Raw genomic sequence first — 23,187 nt, forward strand, 5'->3', positions numbered from 1 at the left:
TTTTGAACTTATAATAGACAGTTTGTAATAGTGTGCTGGATGCGCTATTACAGTGTCTCGACAATATCATCACCTTCTGAGTAGAATAAGCGATCGCTTCTATTCTAATAATCACCACCAACATCTCTCAATCCAGAGATGTTGGTGGTGACTCAATAATTTCTAAATTTACATCAAATAGAAATTATCTTTGGGAAATATCAATTACCAGAATTAAAATGCGTCCCTTTGGATGGGGTTTTGATGGCTTTGAAATAGCTTATCCTCATCTTCCAGATGGCAAAATCAAAACTTTGCCGATAACAGCGACTAAAGCGCATAATCTTTTTATAGATTCTCCCCTATCAGTGGGAATCATAGGATTAGCTGTGTATTTGGGATTAATAGCTTTGTGCCTGTGGTGCGTGTTGAAATCGCCTTATAAAGATATTGGAGCGGTTGCGATGCCCTTCTCTACGAGACGCTCCGCGAAGGGATCAGGGTAAGACCTGCGGTGTTCTCGTTGCCATCGCCTACCTCGTTTTTACATTCACATGGTACGAATCCGCCCAATATACACACATATTCTGGTGGTCTTTAAGCTTTTTTGATTATGAAAAGATTTTTCGTAGCAGTTCTATTAGTGATGAGTTATCAGCTAGTAGCCACAGCCCAGGCGTGGCCACCCGAATTAGAAGCTGGGTTTCAAGAGCGAAAGCAGGAATATTTAAGTAAGTTTGAATCTGGAAAATATGGAAGTACGGCGTATGAGTATGAGAAGAATTCATATCCAAGGGCGATGATTGATATTCTTAAAGGAAATAGAGAACAGGCGATGCCTGCGGCGGGCGGAGCCATCGCTTTTCTCCAAGCTGATGATGCAGATTCCTCTAAGAATGGTCACATTTTGGGCTTTGATTTTTACTCAGGTTTCACCCTTAAAGGTCAGATTAGAAAGTATTTTGGTTTCGGTCAGTTCCTCAACCCCAGCTACAAAACTAGGATGAGGGAGGCCATGAGGATATTTACAGCAGATGACCCATTAACTCACCACTTCGCTACACCACGCAAGTTTTGGGAAAACTCCACCGATAACTGTGATACCTGGATTGATTGCAGGAATACAGATAACCTTCGTGCTATGCGGGAAACTAGCGCCTATTTAATGGCTGAAGAGACAGGTAACGAGCGTACACGGCAAATCTACAAAGCAAGAATTAAAGAGAAGGTGCGATCGCTCTATCAAATTGGACAAGGTGAATGGGACAGCGAAGCTTATCTCGGTCACGCGCTGACTACCTATGTTAACCTGTACGATTTTGCCAAAGATCCAGAGGTGAAGGCGACGGCTAAATCTGCCCTGGACTGGTTTACCATTACTGGTGCATTGAAATATTGGCGCGGTGGATTTGGGGGGCCATCCAAACGTGACTACAGCCAGGGTAACTGTGTGTGGTGTTCCGGTGCAGCCCAGGCGCTAGGGTTATATTTTGGGGATTCACCAGTTAAGGATATTAACCAAAATCCTGATTTAGTCCACCTTATTACTAGTAGTTACAGACCACCAGTAGCAGCTGTATTACTGGCGCGAAAACAATTTACTAAACCTCTGGAATTGCTCAACTCAAAACCGACTTATGAAAACTGGAAGCCTGGGGGAAATGATCGACCACAGTTTTATGAAACTCTGTATTTTGGTAATAGTTTTCAGCTAGGAACTCTCGCTCAAGGCTCCGGCGGGGATTGGAACGGGTTTAAACTGATGGCTTACAATTCACACCGGGGCGTTGACTACTTTATTGCATCGTCGGGACAAGACCCTAATAAAATATCAACTTCGTCTGCTGGTAATGATGCTGTGGCACAGTATCAGAATCTTGTAATCTGGCTGAATGACAAGCCTGCACCGTTCCAGTTTTTCTTACCCAAGTCTGCACACACTGAAATTATTAGAGAAAAAATGTTTGTGAGACTTGAAAAGACTTGGTTAGCGATAACTACGTTAAGCTCCGCTAACGCTCCAATTAACCTGCAATTCGGTGTAATTAACAGTAATCTAAATCGCTATCCTAATGACCAAATAATAACAGCAATTGCTGTAGGTGGAGGGATTAGCGGCTTTGCCTTAGAAGTTGGAGAAAAGGAAAGTTACGGTACTTGGGAGGAATTTAAGCGATCAATTTTGGTCAGTTCTCGATTGAAGGTAAGCGACCACACTGTTGAATACTTTTCCTCTAAGAAAAAGTTAAAGGTGCAGCACCAGGGGCAAGAACTGCCCAAAGTTTGGCGAAATGGAAGGTTCCATGATTGGCGCACTCATTTTGATGTTTACCGCGCTGATACCTCTAGTTTAAATAAAACCCCAATTTATCAAGCTTGGAAGAGTGGAAAGCTGGAAGTAATAGCGGGTGGTCAGTATTCAAATTTCAGCGTCTTTGACAGATAAAACTAGCAGCTTACAGCAGAAATCATGTATTTGAACCACATCTGTCGTAGGGGCACAGCATTGCTGTGCCCCTACCGCGTGGTCTATTTACCTGAAAATAGCTGTAATTGTAAATAGCGATCGCCTCATTTTCGCCCAAGCTCTATAGGTTGCAGCTTTCTGATTATCTAACGTATTCTGTCTTGGCTTTGCTCTGGTCGAGTGCAGAGTTTGCCTGATCCATCTGACTTCGCAGCTTTTTAAGTTCAGCTTCCTCATGTTGCAAAATCTCAGGTGAGAGTTTCATGTCTTGCATGGAACCGATCATCGCAGTCATTATCTTTGGTTACGATTTCTGAATTTTTTCTTTTTAAGCACCATCTGTTGAAGACGTTCAATTTCACTCAGAACATCTTCGGGCTTGGTATCCATTTCTAAGTCTGCAAGCTCACTATCTTCATCATTTTCAATGCCCATTTTATCTTGAATCGCATCGAGCATTTGTAGTACTCGTGTAACTTCATGCTCAGTCAGTAGCCCAATTTGTAAATTTAAGTTGGCGCGATACTCACTTTCTTCACTCAGTCGGTTCTGACTAATTAACACAAATGTTGAGAGAAAAATCGCTTCCAGAGATACTACCATTGTCAACAGTCCGTAGGGAAATGGATCGAACGGATGCACACCAATTTTTCCAGTGTTCAAAACAATCCAAGCACCAAACCAGACAATATGAACATAAACAAAAACTATATGCCCAGAAAAAGAGGTAATAACATCGGCAATTCGGTCTTGCAAGTTTCGCTTATTAGCAGCCTTAAGCCGAAGGCGGATAATAGTACGAATGTTCCTTTCTATGACTTTAGACAGTGCTGGGTTATCCTGTTCATAGTCTAAGTATTCAAATTCCTCTTCGTTCATGCCGCCTTGCTCCATAATGAAAGTTATCTCGCTGTTAATAGTAAGCGTTCAGGGGGTGGCAGGGCGATGTCTACTACTGCTAAGAGCATTGCCTGCGTTTCTTCCGATAGGATTAGCAAGCTCTCGCCAATTTCCGCATTTTGTGATTATTCAGTTTTTCTTAGAGGAAAGCTGTTGCAGATACAATTAATACTATTAGACCTTTATAATATTAACCAATTAACCGTTAATAAGATACTCCAACAAGCAAAGCGAAACATCTTTTTACCCCTGCTAACGATGCCGAAGCGATCGCGCAACGTTTAGAAGAATATGGTGATTTTCGCGTGCGGCGACTGCCAGAAACCATTCAGGGTAAACAGCGTCGAGTCACATCTGATGGTTTGGTCGATAATGATAAATTAATTGAGTATATTGCCCAAAACCTCAAGGATGTTCCCCAGCAGCCGATTTGGTATAACCCCAACTGGGAAATTCTTCTCACCGGTGAACGGGAAGATGTTCTCATCCACATCCAAAATGGAGTTTGTCCTTACAAAGGGTTACGCTTCTTTGATGTTGAAGATGCTGTCTATTTTTATGGGCGGGAAGTATTGATCCAAAAGCATTAAGAAGCTCATAAGTTTATTTTATGATTCAAATCAAATTTATGCTTAAACCGCCTTGGCGGTTGCTATATCCCAATATAGTTCAGTTAAGCTTTTTTCTCTCCCCCTGCCTCCCCTCATAATGATTATCATTCTGATTGGGTATATATTTTATTTTCTGGAATTCCCTAAAGGATACTCTTGCAGCTTTGATATATTTTCTCAACAAAGTGGTATTGTTAGATCAACTTAAATCTGCTTTGTGAAAGTCACTCGCGTGCCAAGAGGGGACTGGGGATCGGGCGACAAGGGGACAAGGAGAATAACCAATGCCTAATAGGAGTTTTAGTCACCAGGTGTTACATCTGTACATGGTGGTGTTCATGAGGATTGATAGTTTACTTAGGGTTTACAAAAGAAAATCAATACGTGTTTTACCCTTAATACTCAGTTTGATACTGGTTTTGTTTGTAGGAAACCGCACGATAGCGGTACCAACAAAATCCACAGAGATATTATGGGATACCTATGGTGTGCCGCACATCTACGGAAAAGATGACCGGAGTACATTTTATGCCTTTGGTTGGGCACAAATGCAAAGTCATGGAGATTTACTTTTGCGTCTCTATGGTCAAGCACGGGGACGCGCCGCTGAATATTGGGGAGACAAATACCTGGAGTCAGATCGTTGGGTACAGACTGCGGGAGTACCAGAACGCGCTCGTTCTTGGTACAAGGCACAGAGTCCAACTTTTCGTAGTTATCTCGATGCTTTTGCAACTGGGATTAATGCTTATGCAAAACAAAATCCTAACTTGATTGATGATCAAGTTGAGGTGGTGCTACCAGTCAAGCCAGAAGATGTGATGGCTCACTTACATCGGGTACTAAATTTCACCTTTGTAGTCAATCCAGAGGAAGTATTAGACCTGAGCAAACAAAAGTTGCAAGCAGGATCTAATGGTTGGGCGATCGCACCAACTCATTCTGCCAGTGGTAAGGCAATGCTCTTGGCAAACCCACACCTACCTTGGTCAGATTTATTTTTGTGGTATGAAGCCCAAATCACCGCACCAGGAATTGATGCTTATGGGGCAACACTTGTTGGTATTCCCGTATTAGCGATCGCATTTAACAACAACTTAGGTTGGACTCACACCGTTGACACCTATGATGGTTGGGATGTTTATGAACTCACACTGGCAGGTAATGGGTACCACTTTGATGACAAAGTTCGTAACTTCGTTTCCAAAACCCTCTCCTTGAAGGTGAAGCAGAAAGATGGCTCCTTGCAAGAGCAACCATTAGTAGTGAAAAGTTCTGTCCACGGGCCTATAGTAGCCGAGAAAAATGGTAAAACCCTGGCGCTGAGAGTTGCAGGTCTTGACCGACCAGGTGTACTCCAGCAGTGGTGGGATATGGCACAAGCAAAAAACCTTGCCCAGTTTGAAAAGACACTCCAGCGCTTGCAATTGCCAATGTTTACGGTGATGTATGCGGATAGAGAAGGGCATATTATGCACCTATTCAACGGTCAAGTTCCGGTGCGCTCCTTTGGTGACTTTAAATATTGGGAAGGCATCATCCCAGGAAATACATCTAAAACCTTGTGGACAAAAATTCATCCTTACCAAGATTTACCGCGCATAGTTGACCCGAAGAGTGGCTGGTTGCAAAATACAAATGACCCACCTTGGACAACTACATTTCCACCCGCCATTAAAGCAGATAATTACCCGCCTTACATGGCACCTCATTTCATGCATTTCCGCTCCCAACGTTCTGTAAGGATGTTGGCTGAAGATAAAAAAATCTCTTTCGATAAAATGGTTGCAGACAAGTACTCTACCCGTATGGAACTAGCTGATCGGATTTTGGATGATTTAATTCCGGCTGCACGCAAGTACGGTGAGAACTTAGGTCAGCAAGCAGCTAATGTCTTAGAAACCTGGGATCGGCAAGCCAATGCAGATAGTCGCGGGGCGGTATTATTTGCCTTTTGGGTACAACACATGGACTTAGATAAGATGTTTAGTAAACCCTGGAATGAAAATTCTCCACGCACCACACCCGATGGTTTAGCTAATCCTGAAAGTGCAGTTGCAACTCTGCAAGCAGTAGCAGCACAGGTAGAAAAGACTTATGGGGCGCTTGATGTACCGTGGGGCCAGGTTTTTCGGCTACGGTTGGGTGATGTAGATTTATCTGCCAATGGTGGGGATGGCAGCCTGGGAATTTTTCGTGTACTAGATTTTGCCCCAGGAGGAAACGGTCAGTTCAAAGCCGTTGGAGGTGATTCCTATGTGGCTGCAATTGAATTTTCCAACCCTGTACGGGCAATGGCACTCACCAGCTATGGTAATGCAACTCAACCTGGATCGCCCCACATTAGCGACCAGTTACAGATGTCCGCCAACAAAAAGTTGCGGACTGTGTGGCGCGATCGCTTAGATATTCTTGCTCATCTAGAAGAACGTAAAGTATTCTGAATCAGTAAGCGTAAGTACGTCACTTGAGGGAATCGACAAAAAAGCTATCGAACCATTAGGGACTTCCAAAAAATAAAATCAACAATACATAGAATGATAATCATTTTTAGGGGGGAGGGAAACAGCAGTCAATGGCTGCTCCTTCCCTCCCCCACTTGTAGTAAATTTAACTTAGATTCAATTTTTTGGGTGTATAAGAATGTTGACACAATTAACTGATTCATTGAAAAATCTTCTTAAAGAAACAGCAACTGAATTAAGTTTAACCCTAAATAAATTGGTGACTTTTAAGATGTATTACATAGAACTACACCATGGGCATATTTATGAGGAATAGCCTCCAAGTAAATTCAATTTTCTTCCATGTATTACACGGAAAAACCTGGGTTACTTTTTACCATGTAATACACCGTTAATCTCCCAAAGCTTTTCCCAAGTATTACATGGCGTCAGTAGGATCTGATCCTGAATTAGGTTTTTTCCTTACCCAGTCAGGCATTAATTCCTCTCTCCCTTCAAAAATGAGCGAACGTACAGTCTTAACTTCGCGCTCTTTGCGTCCTTTGCGGTTCGTTCTCTTATCCATCAAAATTAATGGGACAGACTACTAGGCAAAAAACCTCCGTCTCGCAGTTCCCTTACACTATCCTTAATAGCCTGAATAATGAAATCAAGGTCTTCATCTGTATGGGCTGTGGATAGTGCATGTAATGACAATCGCAGGTAAACTCCTTTATCGAGAAGGTGATGATATAGTAATAGATTTATCAGCTTCATCTTCTCTAAAGCATCCGAACTAACCGATGAGGCTGAATTTCCAAAACGAACAGAGTTAAATATTGAACCAAAATTCGCAAGTCTGATAGGTACTTCATCAGCTTCAAAGTAAGTATTCAGCGTTTTAACAAACTGCGATGTGCGTTGATTCAACTGTTCCTGAAGGGCAGTTCCTTCACTCTTAAGACGCTTCAGTACTGCTCGTGCAGCAGCCATAGCTAACGGATGCTTACAGAAGGTGCCAGAAAAAAATGTCATTTCTGCCTCTGGCTGAGGATAAGATAGATCTCCATAGTTCCACATACCACCGTCGATTCTATCCATGTAGGTAGCTTTACCAGCAATGATACCAATTGGCATACCGCCCCCGACGATTTTTCCATAGGTAGCTATATCGGCTTCAATACCAAACCAAGCCTGAGCGCCACCTAGATGAACGCGGAAGCCAGTAATTATTTCATCAAATATTAAAACTATCCCTGATTTTTTTGTTAATTGCCTCAGTTGCTGGAGAAACTCTTGAGGTTGTAAGTCTGGTCGGCTACTCTGTACTGGTTCAACAATAACAGCTGCTAATTCCTGCTCATGCGCTTTGATGATTTCAAGTGATCGAGGATTCACATAGTCTAGAACTAAAACATCAAGAGCAACATTTGGCGGTACTCCTGGATAACCTGGTACTGAACGTGAGCCGTCTGCTATCTCTGCCTTAACTAGAGTCCCATCAGAATGCCCATGATAAGAGTCTGAAAACCGAACAATCTTATAGCGACCTGTTGCTGCTCGTGCCAAGCGTATTGCTGTCATTACAGCTTCTGTGCCTGTATTACTAAAAGTCACTCGCTCCATCCCCGTTAGTTCACTGACTAACTCAGCAACCTCACCAGCAATATCTGATTGTGGCCCGAAGTGTATGCCTTGTTCAAGTCGCTGTTCCAGAGCTTCCTTAATAAATGGGGGGTTGTGACCAAAGAGATTCACCCCAAACCCCATTACTATGTCTATGTATTCATTGCCATCGATATCCCAAACTCTAGAACCCAAAGCGTGCTTACCAATAACGGGATAAACCATCTCTTTTATCAGAGGGTAAAATCCTTCTAAACCTCTTGGATCAGCTAAAACCGGACGATAGGCTTGCATCAGTTGTTTTGATGTTTTTGTCCGCTCCGTGTAGCGTGCAATTAAAGTTTCTAAATGTTTTTGTTGACGGTAATTCAGACCTTCTGTTGATATCTTTTTGGGAGATTCTATCAAATCAATCTGCGGGAGATTCTCTTGTGAATTAGATTGTTTGGTTTTCATGGTTCTATTTTTTGAATTGCATAGCAAAAATAACTATTCACAATATAAAGCGTCCTACTCTGTCAAAATAGACAGTAATTATTCATGAATTCAGTCAAGTTTATGCTGAATATTTAACTTGGCTTCCGACAAACAAAGCAGACCATATCAGCTTCTTTCACTAATCCTAGATCAAGTTTTACATCATAGATAATAACTTCTATAAAGCCGATATTTTCTAGAGATGACTGAACTTCATCCTTTGAATAACTCATCAGTGAAAAACTAGTGTCTAGGCGTTTCCAGCAATCTATTTCTCTTAATTGAAATGTCGTTACAAAAACTCGACATTCTTTACTTTCTGGATAATAAATGTTTCTCATAGCCCAAGCATAGTCATCCTTAATATCGCCTAATACACGATTGTTCAGGGTGTAATTATATGCATCTTCTAGACGTAAGTCAAATACAAATATACCGTTGCTATCAAGTGCATTGTATACATTGTGGAAAGTAGCTGTTAATTCTGTCAAACTCAGAATGTGATTGAAACCCAAACCCATTGAAGAAACTGCATGGAAAGTAGGCGGCAATTCAAAGAAGCGCACATCGCTAAAAATCAATTTACAATTAGGTGCATTCTTATGAGCATATTCCAACATTCTCTGAGAGCGATCAATTCCAGTCACCTGATAACCTTTATTTAGCAGCCATTGTGACAGTTCCCCTGTACCACAACAGAGGTCAAGGATATTCGCTTTCTCAGGAATGTAAGGTAATAGTAATTTTTCCAAGGTTGGCAAGGCTATTTGATTGTAACTTGGCCCCAAAGTCTCGTTATATATTCGGGCAAATGGTTCATCAAATTTGTTATAGTTAGTTGCTGAAGACGAAGACATAAAAGATTTCTCCTTGCTTTACGTTTAGTGTTAGACCAAACCAACAGCCAATAAAGCTTTACCTAGAAACGGAAATTTCACAATTAGCGGAAAAAGATGACCTTTTATTGGATTCCGCTTTAAAAAACCTTGACGAATTAATTCATAACTCCATTCATTCATCGTGTTGATAGCCAAGCCGATTGTGTTTTCGAGGTTTTTTAGATGATGCCACCAATCTGGCGGTATGTAGAGCATTTCTCCCTTATTTAGTATGCATTCCACTGGTTTGGCGTTGGCGTAGAGTGGAAACTTTTGTAAGTCTGGATTAAAGCAGTCAACTTGACCTTCGTACAAATATTTTTCTTGGTCTGGTGACAACAATACAACTTGCTTCTGCCCAGAAATCACTGCAACCCATGCATTATCATGACGGTGATCGCAATGAAGACCTACCGATGTATTTTTCTGACCTATCTGGATGTCATAGGTATCGTTGATATATTTTTTAAAGATGTCTAATGGTATTTTCCTATACCAATCGTTGAAATATATTGGATCTTTGCAATCTTCCCAAAGTTCGGGATGATCGCCAACATGGAATTCCGATAGGTAGAGCAATTTGTCACAAGTACCACTAGTTATGACATCTATATAATCAGCAATATTCATTGAAATGTAAGTTCGACCCCACATCTTAGTTTCAGTCTTATAATCTAATACAAAAGCCTCGAATGAGCCGTACTCTGACTTGAAGAAATCCATATTCCACTTCGTTAAGGCTTTCCAGTTTTTCATCGCATCAGTGATGATTACAGGCTTTCCAACAGATGCATACTCTCGAACAAACTCTTCATAGGAGAGGTTACTACGACGTTCAACAGAATCAATTGGCGTCCATATCAACTTAGATTTGTTATTGTACCGCTGAGATGTGGAATAGCTAGTTGCCGAAGACGAGGACATAAAAGATTTCTCCTTGCTTAATAATTAATGAATAATGACGGTCTACTCGCGTGAATATGCAAGTTAAATGTGAAACAGTTTATCAAAACTTAAGGTTACTTAGAGTAGTAAAAACTCGCCGTCGGTTATCGTTAAATGCTCCCCGACCGTGTAGAAATCTGGAATTATCCATCATCACCAAATCACCTGCTTCCCACGGTATCTTTTCCGTTAACTTGTCGAAGATTGTCTCAATTTCGTCAGCGACTTCATCAGAAGCTCTTGAACCATCCTCAAAAATTGCCTCTTCTGTCTTTTTTTGATATACCCAAAAGTGATTAGCAAATGCATTTTGATGATTATATTTATTTTTTACCACAGATGAGCAAGTATATTCTACAGAAACAGTTTTATCATCGTTAAACTGATAACTCACACCATCAAGACTGTCCAATATTCGCTTGATATCATCTATTGTATTAGCATTGGAACCTATAAATTCCTTCAATCTATCAAGCGGAACATTATTATAAGAAAACTTTAGTCGTTTGGAAAGAAATAACTGTTTTGACTCTTGACTCAGTTCCTCCCACACTCGGACACCATCCCAGAATAAAGTTTCGCCTTCTTGTTCAGCTGGTACAGTACAGCAAAACCAAATAACATCAGGTCGAAAGGGAAAACAAGAATTTTCGCTATGAGGAATAAGACTATCCATCCCGCCATCTACAAAATTAACAAACTTGTCAGAATCAATGCTGACTTTTGTAAAGTCTATGATGTGTCTGCCACTAAATTTTTCGGAAAAATCTTTCATGTGCTTAGGAGTTACCCCAAAACCTCGAAATAGAATAACTCCAGATGACTTGAATATTTCCATAGTCTCTACTATGGAGAGGTCAAGAATATTTTGGCAATGACTACTATATACTATCTTTCCTGTGCTAGTGCCTAGTGGCTCAATTTTACTGATCATATCATTCATTTCTCCGATTTTTTAGGGTATTTATATTAACCTTGCTAATAAATATATTGCTTCCAAACTAAAACATATTTCACATACTGTAACAATCAAATACTTGATGTTTTTAATAAATAATCAACAGTAAATTATTCTGCTTAAAACCCATTTTATTATAATTCAACATTTATTATTTCCGAGTCAAATGGCATTTATTTTTTTTTACAATTCATTCTATTTGTTTTAAATCTGATTCATAAAAATATTCAAACGCTCTAGAACAATCTGGATATGAGGCTTGCTAATGATTGTGTAATGATTGCTAGGGATAGTAATAATCTCTATTGGCTTGCCTGAAAGTCCACCCCAAATTAAAGTTGGATTAGAAAATTCATTAGATACTTCATCGCTAGCATGAAAGTAGATAATTTGGTTTGGATAAACTTGTGGTGTATAGCTTTGTAGAGCGAGTACATTACTTTTAAAAACCTTCAGAAGACAACGAAGCTGTTCTAGTTCAAAATCCCAAGGCACGAGGTTAACTATCCTTGCTTGCTTTAAAAAATAGTTTAATTGCTCGTCCAGCGTCAGTCCCTGAAGTTGCTCAACCGAACCAGATAGGTTTTTGCCAGCAGACTGTGCCATATCTATGGCAAAATCGACTAATATTTTGACATCGTTGTAGTCATCAATCTTTGCAATTTGCTCGCTGTTAACTGGTGCTGGGCTGTCTAGCATGGCAAGCATGGCAACTTGATCACCATGTCTTAGTAACTGAGTTGCCATTTCAAAAGCGACAATACCGCCCATAGACCAACCTCCCAGAAAATATGGGCCATTGGGCTGAATCTGGCGTAGTGCTTCAATATACTTAGCTGCCATATCTTCTATTCGGGTATAGGGCTGCGATTCCCCATTCAAACCTAGTGCTTGCAGCCCGTAGAATGGTTGATCTGAACCCAAATGAAGTGACAATTCGTAGTAGCAGAGAATATTCCCACCGACTGGATGCACAAAAAACAGAGGTGGCTTGGAACCCTGAGGTTGAATTGGGACTAAGGGGGACGAGGTTTGGTAATTAGCCTGCTCTTGCAGAATATTTGCTAACTGTTTGATAGTTGGACTCTGGAAAATGGCAGATAATTGAATATTTTTACCAAACTGTTTGTTAATTTTTGCTATTAAGTGTACAGCTAAAAGCGAGTGTCCCCCAAGCTCAAAAAAGTCGTCGTTTATACCTAAGCTTTCAATACAAAGAATTTCTTGCCAGATATGAGCAAGGGTTTGTTGAATATGAGTGCGAGGAACTACATAATCATTTCCTAGATTGGGGCGGGGATGGAGTATTCTGGCAAGACTTGTTGAAGCTAATTTCTCTTTTATGTCTCCAGCAAAAGAGGTCTGCTCAACATCGCCTAAAGATTCTAGCTTTAGCCATTGGTCGAACCTAGCTTGTAAATCTCCTGTTGAGACAACAACTTGAGTTATCTTCTCACTTGTTAAAATACGTTGAAAAGCTTTTATACCTTCTTCTGTTGTGATAAATAATTCAGGTAATGTTGTTTTACTAGCTGTGTTTTTTTCTTCTCCAAGTTGCCAGCGATTGCAATTAACGCTAATCCAGGGAACGGGATTTGTTTGATTTTGTTTGTGGGCAAAAATATCCATAAAAATGTTCGCGGCTGAATAAGCGACGGATCTTAACCCTCCCAAAATGGATGATAAAGAAGATATCAATAGATAAAAATCAAGCTCTTTCCCTTGCAAAACTTTTTCTAGTACGAATAGTCCATCAACTTTTGATTGAAAGTGACACTGACAATCCGTTTGAGAAATTTCTTGAACAGATTTTAGTGAGTTGTCGCCCACAATCTCTGCTGCGTAAATAACACCATGTATGTCGCCAAAATGCTCCGTGACAAAGGCGATCGCTCTTTCCATCTGTTCAAAGTTAGTTACATCTGCACTCAAAACTAAAACCTCGGCTCCTAAGTCCTCTAAGGCTTGTAGTTTCCTGATTTTGCGGCTCGCCTCATCTCGATCATCATGAGTTTCCAGCCACCCAAACCACTCATGTTTTTGGGGAAGATTTTTCTGTCCAATCAACACGAGTTTTGCCTGTACTGTCTGGGCTAGAGACTCCGCTAGTATCAGTCCAATATTTCCCAGACCCTCAGTAATTAAGTAGACTCCGCCGTTGCGTAATCTTGATGTTTTTCCCTTAGCTTCTGACAATCGCACTGGCTCAAAAGTTTGCACCCAACGATTCAGACCACGGTAGGCTATAACTAACTCCGAGTCCAAAGTTTGTAGCTCGTCCAGCAAATAATCTACAAGTTTCTTCTCTTGCCAACTTCCTGGTTTTGGAAGGGCAACATCAATGCTACGACAACTGATGTTTGAGTATTCTTGAGGAATGACTTTAACAGGTCCAAGTACTGTCGCTTTCTCTGGACACAACATTTCTTCTGCTGTTACTGACTGTATATTGTTGGAGATAACTGTGATTTGAAACTGATCAGTCCAATTCTGTTTTCCAAGTGCCTGGGTGAGAAACAGCAGGCTGTAGAATCCCAAATATTGAGCGCTGTCAAACCACTCAAGTTCTGATTCTGCCCGGTAGTCTGGTGTGACACTCCATAAATGAATAATTGTTTTGGGGATCTTGTTTTGTGCTATGAGTTCATTGAGCAAGGCATCGTAATCATTGCTTTGTCGAGGATTGAGGGTATATAGGCGATCGCAAAGCCTGTCCGTAGGACATTCGCTTAGTTTGGAGAATTTGGAGCCGATTTGGATTGCGATCGCATCTTGTCCCTGCTGTTCAAGTCGTTTTATCATTTGAGAACCCAAGCCGCACTCATCGATAAACACAAGCGTGCAAGAGTTTTGCTCTGCCAAGTCTTCTTTACCAAGCAGCCCTGGAGGTGCAGATTGCTTCCAAAAAGGTAGATAGAACCAGTCAGCGATATCGGGCTTTTTACTCAATGACACTTTTGCGCAGACATCGCGGGGTTGTGGCGAAATCCAGTAACGCTGACGCTCAAATGGATATGTTGGTAGGGGGATGCGATAACGCTGTTCATTCGCATAAAAGCCAGACCAGTCTACTTGAACTCCGAAAAGCCAGAGGCGACCCAAAGTATTGAGTAAAAATGCTACATCTGACTGTTGCTCCTGGGGATGGCAGATTGAAGTCAGCATCACAGGTTCCAAATTATCATGCTGTTTGGCGAAGGTACTCAATGTCTGTCCTGGCCCAACCTCTAGCAAAATTCGCTCTGGTTGTTTCAGCAATTCAGTCATCCCTTCGTCAAAGCGCACAGTTTGCCGTAGATGCCTTACCCAATAGTCAGGGTCTGTTGCTTCTGCTGTGGTAATCCAAGTGCCACTTACGTTAGAGATAAATGGAATTTGGGGGGGATTTCGCTTAACTTTTTGTAATAACTTGGTAAATGGCTCAATGATGGCATCCATCATCTGAGAATGAAAGGCATGAGATGTATGCAGGTTTCGACAGCTGACGTCTTTCTCCAGTAGTTGCTGCATCAGTCGTCCTCTAGCAGCTACTAGCGCCAAAGCATCTTTGAGGGAGAAAACCCCGGAAAGAGTTGCTGCCACATATTCCCCAATGCTGTTACCAATCATCGCTTCTGCTAGCACGCCCCAAGCCATCCACAATTTGGACAGGGCGTACTCAATGACAAATAGCGCACTTTCGGTAATAGAAGTTTGTTTTAATTGCTTTGTAGCTGTTTCAATTTGTGCTTCGCTGGGATAGAGAATATCTCGTAAATCTAGCCCCAAGTGAGGTTTTAGAATCAGGCAGCAGCGATCGACTTCCTGAGTAAATTGGGGTTCGCTGTGGTACAACTCCCGACCCATATTTACATACTGCGCTCCCTGTCCAGGAAACATAAATATAGTGGGTCGATTACAGGGCTGTTGGTAGTGGGTGAAAACTCGTTGATTTTCCAGAGTATGCAGTGCCTCAACTACATCATCAATATCATCACACACCAGTATCCGGCGATGGTTGAAAGTTTGACGACCAACTTGGAGAGTGTAAGCCACATCAGCCAGATTCAAATCGGGATGCTGTTTAAGATGATTGGTTAGATTTACTGTGGCGCTTTCTAAAGCAGAACTGGTTTTTGCAGACAGTATGAACAACTTATGGGTTCGCCCAACGTTAGACGCTTCGATAGGAGGGGCTTCTTCAAGAATGACATGGGCGTTAGTTCCACCAAAGCCAAGAGAAGTAATTCCAGCCCGACGAGGAATTATGTCCGATTTCCATTCCGTCAGTGTGGTATTAACATAAAAGGGACTATTAGCAAAGTCGATCTGCGGATTGGGCTGCTCACAATGTAAGCTGGGTGGTATTTGTTTGTGTTTGAGAGCCAGAATCGTCTTAATTAAGCCTGCGATCCCGGCAGCCGCATCCAGATGTCCAACATTGGTTTTCACTGAACCGATCGCACAGAAACCACGCTTGAGTGTACTGCTACGAAAAGCTTTTGTCAAAGCTTTAATTTCTATAGGATCGCCTAGTGGTGTTCCTGTCCCGTGTGCTTCTATGTAAGTGATCGTATCAGCTTCTACCCCAGCAGCAGCGATCGCTTCTGCAATCACCTCCGTTTGACCTTCTACGCTCGGAGCTGTGAATCCAGCTTTCAAAGAACCGTCATTATTGACAGCAGAGCCTTTAATTATTGCATGAATGCGATCGCCATCAGCAAGAGCATCTTTTAACCTCTTGAGAACCACAATTCCGACACCGCTACCGAAAATAGTTCCCTTTGCCTTAGCATCAAAGGCGCGGCAGTGTCCGTCAGGAGACAAAACCCCATTTTCTTGATAGAGATAGCCACTTTTTGGTTGCATATCCAATATCGAAATCCCACCCGCCAAGGCCATATCACATTCGTAATTGAGCAAGCTTTGGCAGGCAATGTGGACAGAAACTAAAGAAGTGGAACAGGAAGTTTGAATTGCATAACTTGGCCCAGTTAGATTTAATTTGAAAGAGACGCGCATGGGAAGATAATCGGGATGATTTCCCAGACTAATTTCCACATCGCTCGCTAATTCTCTAATATTGGGGTTTGAATAAAGATTGAATAAATAATTACTTATAGTTGAACCAGCGTAAACCCCTATTGAACCAGAGTAGGTTTGAGGGTTATAGCCAGCATTTTCAAGCGCACTATACGCACACTCCAAAAAAATGCGGTGTTGGGGGTCTATAATTTCAGCGTCTCTAGGGTTATAGCCGAAGAATGACGCATCAAACAAATCTATATGTTCTAGTGGAACTGCTGCTTTTACATAGTTGGGATCACTGAGGGTTGCAGAGTCTATACCCGCAGACTCTAATTCCTGAGCAGAAAAAAATGAAGTTGATTCTACTCCGTCTCGTAGATTCTGCCAAAACTGTTCAATATTCTGTGCTTTAGGAAACCGCCCAGATAGACCGATAACAGCTACATCTGCCTCATCTACGTCATTAAGTTTTTCTAATTTGTTCATCATAATTTACATTTTTGTTAATTAATAATTAGTTGTAGCTATATATAGCAATCGTTGCAGGAGTTGTGAAAAATAGTTTTTTAATCGTAGACGCGTAGCGGCTTCCCGCAGGGTACCACAGAGACGCAGAGAACGCGGAGAGATAAGAAATAGAGATTTTAACAAATGATTTAGGACTGCTATAGTATTATCGTTCACTTCTTTTTTCTCTTCGTCTTTGACCACGAGAAATACTTTGTTTAGCAGAAAGTGTTTCATTCTGTTCTGGGCAGAGAATATTTGCAAGAGAGTTTATAGTTGGTGCTTCGTAAATACTCTCTATAGGAATGTCAACGTCTAATTTTTTGTTTAACAAAGAAATAGCCTGAAGGGCTGTGAGAGAATCACCGCCCAACTCAAAGAAGTTGTCGTCAATGTTCACGTTGTCAAAACCAAAGAGTTCTTGCCAAGTGTCAGCAATAGTTTTCTCAACCTTTTTACGGGAAGCAGCATAAGTATTTCCCAAAGCATCAGGTATTTGCTCAACCAGGGTTTCAAACAACTCATTAGCAGACTTTGCATTTGAAGTAACCGGCAGAGATTCAGTAGCTAAGTTTAAGGATGAGCCAGTCAAAGTTTGATTGGTGATCATCTGTCCGCCATTTGTTGAAATCTGTTCCGATGGAAAAAATCCTCCTGCTTGCATTTCAACTACGCTTTCCTTGACCGCCCAAATCACCTGTTCAACGTCTTCATCAGTATGAGCGGTAGATAGATATAGAGTGCGTCCTTCCCAGACATAAATTCCTTTGGCAAGCAAGTGATAGAAAAGTAAATTACTAAGTTGAGTCTGGCAATTAAAACGGAAGAGTGAGCCAAAATTAACAACTCGAATTGGTACTTGCTTTTGTTGAAAGTAACTATTAAGAGTCTCGGCTAATTGTGTTGTCCGTTCATTTAACTCCTCCTGAAGTTTGGAACCACTGTTTTTGATGTGATTGAGTGCAGCCCAGGCGACAGCTATGACCAGAGGATGCTTGAAAAAAGTACCAGCGAAAAAAGTTGTTTTGACCTGGGGGTAAGACTCATCTCCATAGTTCCACATACCTCCGTCCAATGCATCCATGAAAGCGGCTTTGCCAGCCACTACCCCAATAGGGATGCCAGCAGCAACAGCTTTACCATAAGTTGTGATATCTGCTTGAATACCCCATAAAGCCTGAATGCCACCTGGGTGCATCCGAAAGCCAGTAACTACCTCATCGAAAATTAAAACAGTTCCAGTTTGTTGAGTTAATTGTCTGAGTTGAAATAGAAATTCTTTAGGCTGAAAATCTGGCCGACTGCTTTGTATCGGCTCAACTAAAATCGCTGCTAAATTATGAGCATGCTCTTTAAGAATGCTGAGAGATTCGGAAGTACCATACTCTAACACCATCACATCCTCAGCCAAGTATGATGGAATACCTGAAGTCATCGGGACAGAACGCAGCGTTCCGTCGTTGGTTCTTACTCCTTTGACCAAAACTCCGTCAGAACCGCCGTGATAAGAACCAGCAAATAAAGCAATTTTTGAGCGTCCTGTCACAGAACGTGCTATGCGTACAGCCCCCATCACTGCTTCTGTGCCATCGTTACAAAAAGCTGTCCGTTCCGCACCCGTCAACTCGCAAATTAACTCAGCTAGCTGACCTGCAAGACGCGATTGTGGACCGTTTAGTATACCTTGCTTGCTCTGCTCTTGGATGGCTGCGATCGCAAAAGATGGCGAATGACCAAATAAAAGCGTACCAAACCCCATTGAAATGTCTACATATTCGTTGCCATCGACATCCCAGAGTCTAGCACCCTCGCCACGCTCTGCATGAATTGGATATATCATCTCCTTAATAAACGGAAAGAACCCTGATACTGCCCTGCTATTGGCATGGCAAGAACGATAAGTTTGGGTGAGTCTTTTAGATTTTTGGGTACGCTTGACAAAACGTGCAATTAAAGCATCCAGATGTTTCTGTTGGCGGGGACTCAACATCATCGATTCTTTTTCGATTTGTTGGGAAGCAAATTTCCGGTCTTTGATTTGTTGCTCAGAGTTTGCCTTAGTAAATGTAGACTGATTTACACTAAACGCAGAGCCATTGGTTGAGGTTTGAGCAATTTGCCCATTTTGATGGATAGCTGCCAATGAAGGCAAAACTTCGCTGGGTAAACTTCCCTGTGGTAATAAGTCTAACAGTTTAGACATAACCTGAAGATGCTGTGAAATGATCTGTTCAATGGCTGTATTTGCTATAGGTTTCTCCTCTTTTTGGTTGACTATTTGCGTATCTGGAGCTTTGATTGATAATGGTGGCTGTTGAGAAACAGGAATTTCCTTTTTAGGCGATGGATTCTCATCATTAACTAAAATAGGCTCAATCCAGTATCTTTTTCGCTCAAAAGGATATGTTGGCAAGGGAATACGATGACGTTCTTCATGAGCATAAAATTCTGACCAATCCACATTTATTCCCTCCAGCCAGAGTCTACCCAATGTATTTAGTAAAAACGCCACATCTGATTGTTGCTGCTGTGGATGTCTTAGTGAAGAAAGAACTACCTGCTGGGCTGCTTTTTGCTTGTTAGCTAAGGTACTTAATGTTCGTCCTGGACCAACCTCTAAAAGAATTCGCTTTGACTGTTGCAGCAATTCGGCAATTCCCTCGCTAAAACGCACTGTTTGGCGTAAATGTTGTACCCAGTATTTCGGGTCTGTTGCTTGTGCTGGGGTTATCCAAGTGCCAGTGACATTAGACACAAAGGGAATTTTTGGAGAATTAAGGCTAATTTTGCGAACCTGTTCCTGGAATGGTAACAGAATCGAGTCCATCATTTGGGAATGAAAAGCATGGGAAGTATGCAGACGACGACAGTCTACACCTTGATCAGTCAATCGTTTTTGTAAATCATCAACCGCTTGTTCCAATCCAGAAACTACACACATATCTGGGGCATTGATTGCAGCTAGAGAGAGTTTTTCGCCTAGAATGGGTTGGATTTTTTGCTCTGATAGTGAAACAGCCATCATTGTTCCCGATGGAAGTTGCTGCATCAGTTGTCCTCGGTTGGCTACGAGTACTAATGCGTCTTCTAAGGAGAACACACCAGCAATGCAGGCTGCGACATATTCTCCAATGCTGTGACCAATCATTGCAGAAGGATGTATACCCCAAGCCATCCACAACTGAGCCAAGGCGTACTCAACTACAAATACTGCGCTTTGGGTAATATGAGTTTGTTGTAGTTGCTGTGTTGCCGCTTCCGTTTGCTGATCCGGATACAATAATGTTCGTAGGTCTAACTTCAGATAAGATTTGAGAAATTCACAACAGTAATCAACCTGTTTGCGGAAAATTGTCTCAGTCTCGTATAATTCTCTACCCATGTCTACATATTGGGCACCCTGTCCGGGGAACATAAATGCAATCTGTTGCCCAGATGGTTCGGTGAATTTGGTGAAAACCTGTTCCGAAACAGGCGTTTCTAAGACTGTGACTGCATCGTTAAGGTTTTGACAAACCAACATCCGGCGATCGCTAAAACCCCTTCGACCTAGTTTCAGGGTGTAAGCAATATCGGCCAAGTTAAGTTCGGGATGTTGCTTTAAGTACTTTACTAAGTTTTCCGTTGCAGTTTCTAGTGCAGAACTTGTCTTAGCAGAGAGCAGCAATAACTGCCAAGGACGAGAAGAACCAGAAGTTTCAACAACAGGAGCTTCTTCAAGAATTATATGAGCATTGGTACCGCCAATTCCAAAGGAACTAACCCCCGCACGGCGAGGAGTACCGTTTGACTTCCATTCTGAAAGCTTGTGGTTAACATAAAAGGGGCTGTGAGCAAAATCAATCTGGGGATTGGGCTGCTGAAAGTGCAAGCTAGGTGGTATCTGCTGGTGTTTGAGTGCGAGAACAGTCTTGATTAAACTAGCAACACCAGCCGCAGCATCTAGGTGTCCGATATTAGTTTTTACTGAAGCGATTGCACAAAAGTTCTTTTTGTCTGTGGGGCGAAAAGCTTGTGTCAGTGCAGCGATTTCAATCGGATCGCCTAAAACTGTACCGGTGCCATGAGTCTCTACATAGTTAATCGTCTCCGATTCAACCCTAGCCATTGCAAGTGCTTCGGCAATTACTTTTGCTTGCCCATCTACACTAGGAGCCGTAAAACCAACTTTCAAAGACCCATCATTGTTAATAGCTGAACCTTTAATTACAGCATGAATACAATCTCCATCTACTAAAGCATCTTCTAACCGCTTTAAAACTACAATACCCACGCCGTTGCCGCTAATAGTTCCTTGGGCTTTGGCATCAAAAGCACGGCAGTGTCCATCGGGAGACATAATTCCCCCTTGCTGATAGCGATAACCAGTTTTGTGTGGCACTTGGATCGAAACACCACCTGCCAAAGCGATGTCACTTTCGCCATTTAGTAAGCTTTGGCAAGCTAAATGAACGGCAACTAATGAAGTCGAGCAGGCGGTTTGGACGTTAATGCTTGGCCCCTTGAGGTTTAATTTATATGAGATATATGTAGGCAGAAAATCTGGACTATTTCCAATCGAAATTCGGTAACTGCCGACTGATTCTATAATTTTAGGTTGTGTATAAACTTTAGATAAAAAGTACGTGTTTAGACTGACACCAGCGTAAACACCAATCCGACCTGCATATATTTCAGAATCGTAGCCAGCGCCTTCAAGAGCTTCCCAAGCACACTCCAGGAATAAACGGTGTTGTGGGTCAGTGATTTGGGCTTCTTTCGCAGAAAAATCAAAGAAGGAAGCATCAAATAACTCAATATCTTCTAATACAGATCCTGCTTTTACATACTGAGGTTGACTCAGCATTGCTGGGTCAATGCCAGAAGATAACAATTCTTCATCACTGAAAAAAGAAATTGACTCGACACCGTCTCGGAGATTCTGCCAAAACTGTTCGATATTTTTGGCTCTAGGAAAACGACCAGTCATCCCAACGATCGCTATTTCATCGAGGCTTTCAAATGCATTTGATTGATTCATCAGAGCCTCCTCCTACTGGCTTTCTTCTTGATGTTTTTGTCGGAGTTGTCTTTGTTGCTTTTTAGATTCTCTACGAGTCTTAACTAAATCAGGGCTTGGTTGCAAATCAGGTTTCTCTGCTAATTGTTGACTTAAATGTTTCGCTAAGGCGCTGATAGTTGGATATTGAAACATTTCAACAATTGCTATATCTTTGTTAAGAGTTTGATACAGTTTGCTGTGTATCTGAACCATCAGCAATGAATGACCACCGAGATCGAAGAAATTGTGATGTATACCTACTTTATCAAGATGAAGTACTTCTTGCCAAATTGTAGCAATAATTTGCTCAAGTTCAGTCTCAGGAGCCACAAGGTTTTCTTCCAGATTCAGCTGTGGCTGATCGGGTAGCACCTGACGATCTACCTTGCCGTTGGGCAACAGTGGCATTTCCTTGAGCAGAACCAAGGCTGACGGTACCATATATTCAGGTAAATGATCCAACAAATAACGGCGAAGTTCGCTAATGAGAAGATTTACCTGCTGGTTGGGAACCAAATATGCCACGAGGCGTATATCCTCAAGTTTGTCCTTTTGGGCTATAACTACAACCTCCTGCACCTCTGGATGTTGACCCAGTACCGCCTCAATCTCTCCCAGTTCAATACGATAACCCCGGATTTTAACTTGCTGGTCAAGCCTTCCCAGAAATTCAATGTTGCGATCGCCTAGATAACGAGCTAAATCTCCTGTCTTGTAAAGGCGCATTCCTGGGCGATCGCTAAATGGGTTAGGAATAAACTTTTCGCTAGTTAAGGCGGCTTGGTTGAGATAGCCTCTAGCTAAACCATCACCACTGATATAAACTTCGCCGATAACGCCAACAGGAACAGGTTGCAAATGAGAGTCAAGTAGATAAATCTGCGTATTAGCAATGGGTTGACCAATCGATACTTGCCCTTTGGTTTGTTGAGATTGACAATGATATACACTGCTCCAAACTGTGCCTTCTGTTGGGCCATACTCATTAAATAAAGAGGGTTTTGATGGCAATTGGTGATGACGTTGTACTAACTCTACTGGACAAGATTCACCAGCAACAATGACGGTACAAAGTGATGCTAATTGTTCGGGTTTTGCCTCCTCCAATAAAATAGTATACAAAGATGGAAGGCTTAATAAATGGGAAACATGATTTTCGACGATTAACTGTAATAGTTTTGGGATGTCCAGTTGCAACCCTTCTTGGGGAAGACAAAGAATTCCTCCAGAACAAAGAGTCCAAAAAAGACCTGCCACAGAACTATCAAAAGCAAAGGAAGAAAGTAATAAGAAGCTGCTAACAGGTTCTTGATAGTAAGTAATCCGCGCAGTTGTAGAGTTTACTAA

At 41.8% G+C, this 23,187-nt stretch carries 13 protein-coding genes; 4 read left to right on the top strand and 9 right to left on the bottom strand.

What is annotated here, in order from left to right:
• Positions 1-218: 218 nt before the first annotated feature.
• Entirely contained in the window at positions 219-485 is a 267-nt protein-coding gene (locus ACYTXL_RS14920; protein ID WP_461925410.1) for an O-antigen ligase family protein, read from the top strand.
• A gap of 107 nt (positions 486-592) precedes the next feature.
• Positions 593-2,425 carry a hypothetical protein gene (locus ACYTXL_RS14925; protein WP_461925411.1) on the top strand — a complete coding sequence of 611 codons (1,833 nt, stop codon included), beginning with the start codon at positions 593-595 and terminating at the stop codon, positions 2,423-2,425.
• Between the two features lie 163 nt (positions 2,426-2,588).
• Here ACYTXL_RS14925 and ACYTXL_RS14930 read toward each other — a convergent pair whose 3' ends face one another.
• On the bottom strand, positions 2,589-2,741 hold the full coding sequence (locus ACYTXL_RS14930) for a hypothetical protein (protein WP_461925412.1): 153 nt from the start codon (positions 2,739-2,741) through the stop codon (positions 2,589-2,591).
• Positions 2,741-3,325 (bottom strand): DUF1003 domain-containing protein, encoded by a 585-nt coding sequence (locus ACYTXL_RS14935; RefSeq protein WP_461925413.1) that lies wholly within the window; start codon positions 3,323-3,325, stop codon positions 2,741-2,743. Before ACYTXL_RS14935 ends, ACYTXL_RS14930 begins: the two co-directional genes overlap by 1 nt.
• A 326-nt stretch (positions 3,326-3,651) precedes the next feature.
• Between ACYTXL_RS14935 and ACYTXL_RS14940 the strand changes: the two genes are divergently transcribed.
• Entirely contained in the window at positions 3,652-3,936 is a 285-nt protein-coding gene (locus tag ACYTXL_RS14940) for a hypothetical protein (RefSeq protein WP_461925414.1), read from the top strand.
• Between the two features lie 359 nt (positions 3,937-4,295).
• Positions 4,296-6,401: an acylase gene (locus tag ACYTXL_RS14945; RefSeq protein ID WP_461925422.1), complete on the top strand. Its 2,106-nt coding sequence runs from the start codon at positions 4,296-4,298 to the stop codon at positions 6,399-6,401.
• Between the two features lie 591 nt (positions 6,402-6,992).
• Here ACYTXL_RS14945 and ACYTXL_RS14950 read toward each other — a convergent pair.
• The 7 genes from ACYTXL_RS14950 to ACYTXL_RS14980 form a co-directional block, all read right to left on the bottom strand.
• On the bottom strand, positions 6,993-8,483 hold the full coding sequence (locus ACYTXL_RS14950; protein WP_461925415.1) for an aspartate aminotransferase family protein: 1,491 nt from the start codon (positions 8,481-8,483) through the stop codon (positions 6,993-6,995).
• A gap of 113 nt (positions 8,484-8,596) precedes the next feature.
• Positions 8,597-9,361, bottom strand: coding sequence for a class I SAM-dependent DNA methyltransferase (locus tag ACYTXL_RS14955; RefSeq protein ID WP_461925416.1), 765 nt, complete (start codon positions 9,359-9,361; stop codon positions 8,597-8,599).
• Positions 9,362-9,391: 30 nt separating this feature from the next.
• Positions 9,392-10,306 (bottom strand): cupin-like domain-containing protein, encoded by a 915-nt coding sequence (locus tag ACYTXL_RS14960; RefSeq protein ID WP_461925417.1) that lies wholly within the window; start codon positions 10,304-10,306, stop codon positions 9,392-9,394.
• Between the two features lie 82 nt (positions 10,307-10,388).
• Positions 10,389-11,270: a TauD/TfdA family dioxygenase gene (locus ACYTXL_RS14965; protein ID WP_461925418.1), complete on the bottom strand. Its 882-nt coding sequence runs from the start codon at positions 11,268-11,270 to the stop codon at positions 10,389-10,391.
• Positions 11,271-11,489: 219 nt separating this feature from the next.
• A complete protein-coding gene (locus ACYTXL_RS14970; protein ID WP_461925419.1) occupies positions 11,490-16,781 on the bottom strand; it encodes a beta-ketoacyl synthase N-terminal-like domain-containing protein in 5,292 nt (1,763 codons plus the stop codon).
• 184 nt (positions 16,782-16,965) lie between these two features.
• Entirely contained in the window at positions 16,966-21,819 is a 4,854-nt protein-coding gene (locus tag ACYTXL_RS14975) for an aminotransferase class III-fold pyridoxal phosphate-dependent enzyme (RefSeq protein WP_461925420.1), read from the bottom strand.
• 12 nt (positions 21,820-21,831) lie between these two features.
• On the bottom strand, positions 21,832-23,187 hold a 1,356-nt coding region (locus tag ACYTXL_RS14980), incomplete at its 5' end, for a non-ribosomal peptide synthetase (RefSeq protein ID WP_461925421.1).

This window comes from Nostoc sp. (assembly GCF_054880495.1).

Excerpts from the sequence above, each read along its gene's own strand:
- ACYTXL_RS14920 (WP_461925410.1), top strand. The coding sequence starts at position 219 with ATGCGTCCCTTTGGATGGGGTTTTGATGGCTTTGAAATAGCTTATCCT.
- ACYTXL_RS14925 (WP_461925411.1), top strand. The coding sequence starts at position 593 with ATGAAAAGATTTTTCGTAGCAGTTCTATTAGTGATGAGTTATCAGCTA.
- ACYTXL_RS14930 (WP_461925412.1), bottom strand. The coding sequence starts at position 2,741 with ATGACTGCGATGATCGGTTCCATGCAAGACATGAAACTCTCACCTGAG.
- ACYTXL_RS14935 (WP_461925413.1), bottom strand. The coding sequence starts at position 3,325 with ATGAACGAAGAGGAATTTGAATACTTAGACTATGAACAGGATAACCCA.
- ACYTXL_RS14945 (WP_461925422.1), top strand. The coding sequence starts at position 4,296 with ATGAGGATTGATAGTTTACTTAGGGTTTACAAAAGAAAATCAATACGT.
- ACYTXL_RS14950 (WP_461925415.1), bottom strand. The coding sequence starts at position 8,483 with ATGAAAACCAAACAATCTAATTCACAAGAGAATCTCCCGCAGATTGAT.
- ACYTXL_RS14955 (WP_461925416.1), bottom strand. The coding sequence starts at position 9,361 with ATGTCTTCGTCTTCAGCAACTAACTATAACAAATTTGATGAACCATTT.
- ACYTXL_RS14960 (WP_461925417.1), bottom strand. The coding sequence starts at position 10,306 with ATGTCCTCGTCTTCGGCAACTAGCTATTCCACATCTCAGCGGTACAAT.
- ACYTXL_RS14965 (WP_461925418.1), bottom strand. The coding sequence starts at position 11,270 with ATGAATGATATGATCAGTAAAATTGAGCCACTAGGCACTAGCACAGGA.
- ACYTXL_RS14970 (WP_461925419.1), bottom strand. The coding sequence starts at position 16,781 with ATGATGAACAAATTAGAAAAACTTAATGACGTAGATGAGGCAGATGTA.
- ACYTXL_RS14975 (WP_461925420.1), bottom strand. The coding sequence starts at position 21,819 with ATGAATCAATCAAATGCATTTGAAAGCCTCGATGAAATAGCGATCGTT.